The organism is Aeribacillus sp. JST-2 (assembly GCF_056032925.1).
Window position 1 is genome coordinate 1 of record NZ_JBVVUU010000073.1, and the last position, 5,033, is coordinate 5,033.

The window sequence follows — 5,033 nt, forward strand, 5'->3', positions numbered from 1 at the left end:
TCTTCCGGAGGTAACGCGGAAACAAGCCATATTTACAGCAATCGTCCGGGACTCCGATCTATCATGCCCTGTCTGAACTCAAGGGATGGTAAAAAAAGGTATACATATCGGTCTGTCATGGCAAGGGATGAGAGTCCGAAAGCGCTTACGGATGAAATTCAAAAAAATGGTTCGCCAATCTATGACTTACACCTGTTTTCAGCGAACCAAAAAAGTTCCCACAAAATCTTGACTGACTCAAGCGGACACATAAACATTGGTACCGTCAAGAATTTTGTGTAATGTAAGATAGATAAGGTATCTCTGAAATGGATTTAGAATAGAGGGGGGATATTTCCTCCACACAAGAGACTGAATATTCAGTCTCTTGTGTGGAAAGGGAGAATCCCCTTATTTTGTTTATTTACAATATTTGGTTAATGATAACGTTCTTCAAACATTCGCTCGAGGGCTTCATGCGCTTCGGCAAATCCTCGCAACTTTCGCCCTGCCCATTTCTCATTAAAATCTTGAATGGTCAAATACACGATTTTTTCAGCGGCTTCTAAACTATTCAAACTGTTCATCGGTTTTAGGCGTTTCCGAATCTCCTTGATCGTTCGTTCGATGGCATTGGTCGTGTAAATCACACTTCGAATACTGCTTGGATAATCCATAAATGTAAGGAGGACATCCAACTCATTGGCCCAAGATTGGACTTCCCTTGGGTACTCGCGAGACCATTTGGATTGAAACTGTTGAAACATCTCCAATGCGATTTCTTTATTCGGAGAACGATAAATGAGTTTCAGATCCTCCGCCATTTCGAATTGGTCTTTTTTCCGAACACGACTGAGCGTGTTACGGACTTTGTGAACGACACAACGCTGTACATCGGCTTTCGGATACACCGCCTTAAAGGCTTCCTCTAGACCCGGTAGTCCATCGAATACGCCCAGAAGCACTTCCTTGACGCCTCTTTTGTAGAGGTTTTGAAGAATTTCCTGCCATACATAGGCACTTTCTTGTCCTCCCACAAAGAAATCAAGAATTTCGCGATACCCTTCTTCATTCACCCCTAACACCACATAAATGACTTCTTTCTCCACGGTTTCGCAACGAAGTTTTGCGTATAAGCCATCCAAATATAAGACCGAATAACGCTTGTGTAGAGGGCGAGTGTGCCATTTCTCGATGTCTTCCTTCACGACATCGGTAATACGACTGATTGTTGCGGGAGAATAGGCATTGCCTAAAATTCGTTCAATAAACTTGCCAATTTCACGCGTACTCATGCCACTTTGATACATCCTGATGATGGCTTCCTCCAGCCAGCCGGTGTGGCGTTGGTAAGGAGCGAACAATTGGGTTTGAAATTCTCCGTTTCGGTCTCTAGGGACCAAAAGACCTTCAATCCGGCCATATTGCGTATCTAGATTTCGTTGATAGTAGCCGTTTCTCATATTTGATGTTCCGGCCTGTTCTATTTCGAGGAAATTCTTGATTTCTTCCCGCATGATCAGTTCTAATTTTTCCTTTACAAACTGACGAATGACACTTTCCAGTTGATTTGCCCAGTCGACATTCGGTATACTTCTTTTAGACATAGGTAGGGTTCTCCTTTCTCTGGAATGTGTTGTGGTCCAAATCAGAGAATACCCTACCTTTTTTCTTTTGGTCTAGCAAAATGCTTTACACAAAATTTTATACATCATCTGCTGGTTAGCCAGCAGTTTTTTGTAAACATACTGTGCTCGTTTCCAATCCGCCGCTTATGTTTAGTTTTTTTTTCATTGGTTTATACTAACAAAAGCAGTTTAATCACACTAAAGGGAAGTTGAGGTTCGTGAAAAAGATATGGAATCTTTATGTTCACGATATGAAGCAAATAGCAACAAACTGGGTAGCGGCGGTATTGGTAGGCGGATTGCTTCTTCTGCCATCGCTTTATGCGTGGGTGAATATCGAAGCTTCTATTGATCCGTATGCCAACACGAGAAACATTAAAGTAGGAATTGTCAATGAAGACAAAGGGGCAAAAATTCAAGGACATGCGTTTAACGCCGGAAAAGAAATTGTTAGGGCGCTACGAAACAATCATGACTTAGGCTGGAAATTTGTTGGCAAACAAGAAGGAATGAAAAACGTCCGCTATGGCGATTATTTTGCGACGATCGTCATTCCAAGCGATTTTTCAGAAAAATTGGCTACCATTGTGCAAGATAGGCCGGAGCAGGCCGTCATTCATTACTATGAAAATGACAAAAAGAACGCGATTGCGCCGAGAATCACATCCAAAGGAGCAAGCACCATCACCGAGCAAGTAAGCGATCAATTTGTCGCTGTTGTCAACAGCGTTTTGTTTTCTATCTTTCATGAAGCGGGGGTGGCATTAGAACAACAGCTGCCAGATATTCGCCATTTTGAGACCCTGATTTTTCAGCTGCAGACGAAGCTGCCGGAAATCAAGCGGCTGTTAAACCAATCGATGTCCGACGCGAAAGAGGCGGAACGGCTCGTCAATAAAGCGGAAAAAACGCTTCCCGAAGCGAAACGGATCGTCAACAGCGGCATTGCGTTTCTTGATGAAATGAATCAGTTTTTCACGAAAGCGGAAGCAAAAGCAAAGACATTGACGCCGCAAATCACGGAAAATTTGCGTACGCTGCAGCAAATCGCCATGTCCATCTATGCCGTAACTAACAAGCTGCAAGAAAACCTTTCCCTTGCCCAGCAGCGGCAATGGCTTTCCGACGTCCAGAGCATGGCCGCAGCTGGGGAACAAATGGCAGATGAAGCGCAAACACAGCTTCGCATATTCAATAACATGATCGAAAAGCGAGCTTTCTCTCGCACGGCTTCCGCCAATATGGAACAATTGTCCGGCCGTCTGACAGGCATAAAATCCAATTTAAGAGAAGCACAACGCCTTGCCAAGTTAGCGTACGAGCAAAGTGAAAACGGGGCGCAGCTAGGCAACCATCTTCTCACCGACCTAAATGAGCGGGCGGCAGCTGCGGTAAAGCAAGTCGATCGGGTGATGAATGAATACGAGCAACATATCGCACCACTCATGAAAGAAAAAAAGAACGAAACGAAGCAGACGCTTCAAGACGCCCGCCGCATACTCGCGGACATCGCCAACACCATTCTGGAATTAGAGCGGTTTCTTCAGCACGCCGGCAGCGGTCTCAAGCAGGGGGAAGAAATGTTGCAGACGGCAAGCGATCAGTATCCGTTTCTTGCGCGGAAAGTCAACGATATCGCTTCCTTTCTTGTAAAATTGAAAAAAGAGACAAACATCTACGACATCATTCGTTTATTAAAAAATGATCCAAGAGCAAAAGGTGAATTTTTGGCCCATCCCGTCGACTTAAAGACGCATAGATTGTTTCCGCTTCCGAACTATGGATCGGGGATGAACCCGTTTTATACCGTCTTGTCCATATGGGTGGGCTGTCTGCTGTTAGTGTCGTTACTTTCTACCGAACCTTATGAGGCAGAAGGGTATACCAGCAGAGAAATTTATTTTGGCCGGCTGCTGACGTTTTGGACATGCAGCAGTATTCAGGCGCTTATTGTCACGTTAGGAGATGTATTTCTTTTAAAGAATATTTATATTCATGACTCCGGCTGGTTCATCCTCTTTGGGCTGTTATGCAGCTTTGTGTTTATTGTCATTGTCTTTACGCTCGTATCAGTATTCAGCGACGTCGGCAAGGCGCTGGCCATCGTCCTGCTCGTTTTCCAAATCGCCGGAGCAGGGGGGACGTATCCGGTTCAGCTTATTCCGGAATTTTTCCAAAACATCAACCCGTTTTTGCCGTTTACGTATGCGATTGATTTGATGCGCGAAGCAGTCGGCGGCATTGTGTGGGGAAAAGTGAAAAACGATGCGGTTCGTCTCATGATGTTTGCCGTCCTGGCTCTCTTATTAGGTACGCTTCTGAAAGAACCGTTGAACAAATACATGCATTCGCTGCATGCGAAAGCGAAAAAAAGCGGATTGTTTCATTAAACCATGCGGCATAGGCAAAATGACCGCCTGGCTTTTTTGTTTATATCCGATGACGCCATCGATGGGAAACAGAAACAGCCAGCGCGGATATGGACGCTGTTTTAAAAAAAATAGATTCGTTACGGCGGAAGGCACGGATTTGATTCGTGCCTTTTTTCATGACGAAGTTGCAAATGATTTGACAAATGAATGCATGTATAATATCCATCTTGGAATGAGGCTTTGAAAACGAACCGGACCAAACGGTATAGAGGCTAACTTTAGTGGGCTACACCATTAAAGACATCGCGTTGAGGGCTGGTGTTTCGAAGTCGACGGTTTCGCGCATCATTTCGGGAAAAGGGGTTGCAAGTCCAGAGACGCGTGAAAAAAGTATTAAAGATGAAGGAGCTGCAGTATAAACCAAATGCCTTGGCAAGGGCGATGGTTTCGCAGCGAACGAACAATATAAGCGTAGTGGTTTATCATTCACGTTCTCCAATGGCTTCGATCCTATAATTTTTCTTGAAACATGCTCATTTTCCTGCTTTTCCAAAAGTTTGTTATTCTACAGTAACAGATAGTTAAAGATGGAAACTTCTTGTATACTAAATACGTATAACCATTACGTCGATGGATTGTCTTTGTTTAAGGGGGATAGAGAAATCATGAATGGAGAGCCCGGAAAAAGAATCTCCGAACGAGCGCTATCGGTATGGCGGATATACGGCATGATCGGATTGGCCGTTTCTTTTATCGTCTTTGCGGCTATCATTGTCCTTATTATCGTTTTTGACGGACCGAAATGGATTATTCCGATGCTGATTATTATATTGATTGGAGAAGGCTATTTTTTTATCTTCTTTATTCCCGCATTGCGTTGGCGGAGATGGCGTTATGAAGTGCGTGAACAGGAAATCGAGATTCAAAAAGTCCTGCGGTAATATGTCAAGGTGAAAAATCATAGAAATTGGAAATTCCCTTGTCCGATGATCCGAAAAAAGGCAATACTGAAGAAACCCAGTATTGGTACATGTAATAAACTGGGTCTAAAGGT

4 protein-coding genes are annotated in these 5,033 nt (G+C 43.9%); 3 read left to right on the top strand and 1 reads right to left on the bottom strand.

Translation table 11 applies throughout. The features are described from left to right. Nucleotides 1–416 precede the first annotated feature (416 nt). Entirely contained in the window at nucleotides 417–1,586 is a 1,170-nt protein-coding gene (locus AC0KTX_RS16320) for an IS256 family transposase (protein WP_339199677.1), read from the bottom strand. 239 nt (nucleotides 1,587–1,825) lie between these two features. Here AC0KTX_RS16320 and AC0KTX_RS16325 point away from each other — a divergent pair, with 239 nt between their 5' ends. The 3 genes from AC0KTX_RS16325 to AC0KTX_RS16335 all read left to right on the top strand — a co-directional run bounded on the left by AC0KTX_RS16325 (nucleotide 1,826) and on the right by AC0KTX_RS16335 (nucleotide 4,920). Next, complete coding sequence (locus AC0KTX_RS16325; protein WP_339195149.1) at nucleotides 1,826–3,997, top strand: YhgE/Pip domain-containing protein; 2,172 nt, start codon at nucleotides 1,826–1,828, stop codon at nucleotides 3,995–3,997. Between the two features lie 263 nt (nucleotides 3,998–4,260). Next, nucleotides 4,261–4,398: a LacI family DNA-binding transcriptional regulator gene (locus AC0KTX_RS16330; protein ID WP_233504918.1), complete on the top strand. Its 138-nt coding sequence runs from the start codon at nucleotides 4,261–4,263 to the stop codon at nucleotides 4,396–4,398. Nucleotides 4,399–4,644: 246 nt separating this feature from the next. Continuing rightward, entirely contained in the window at nucleotides 4,645–4,920 is a 276-nt protein-coding gene (locus AC0KTX_RS16335) for a hypothetical protein (protein ID WP_245566479.1), read from the top strand. The last annotated feature ends 113 nt before the right edge of the window (nucleotides 4,921–5,033 follow it).

Bases quoted from the DNA above. Each gene is read 5' to 3' on its own strand.
- AC0KTX_RS16320 (WP_339199677.1), bottom strand. From the start codon at position 1,586: ATGTCTAAAAGAAGTATACCGAATGTCGACTGGGCAAATCAACTGGAA.
- AC0KTX_RS16335 (WP_245566479.1), top strand. From the start codon at position 4,645: ATGAATGGAGAGCCCGGAAAAAGAATCTCCGAACGAGCGCTATCGGTA.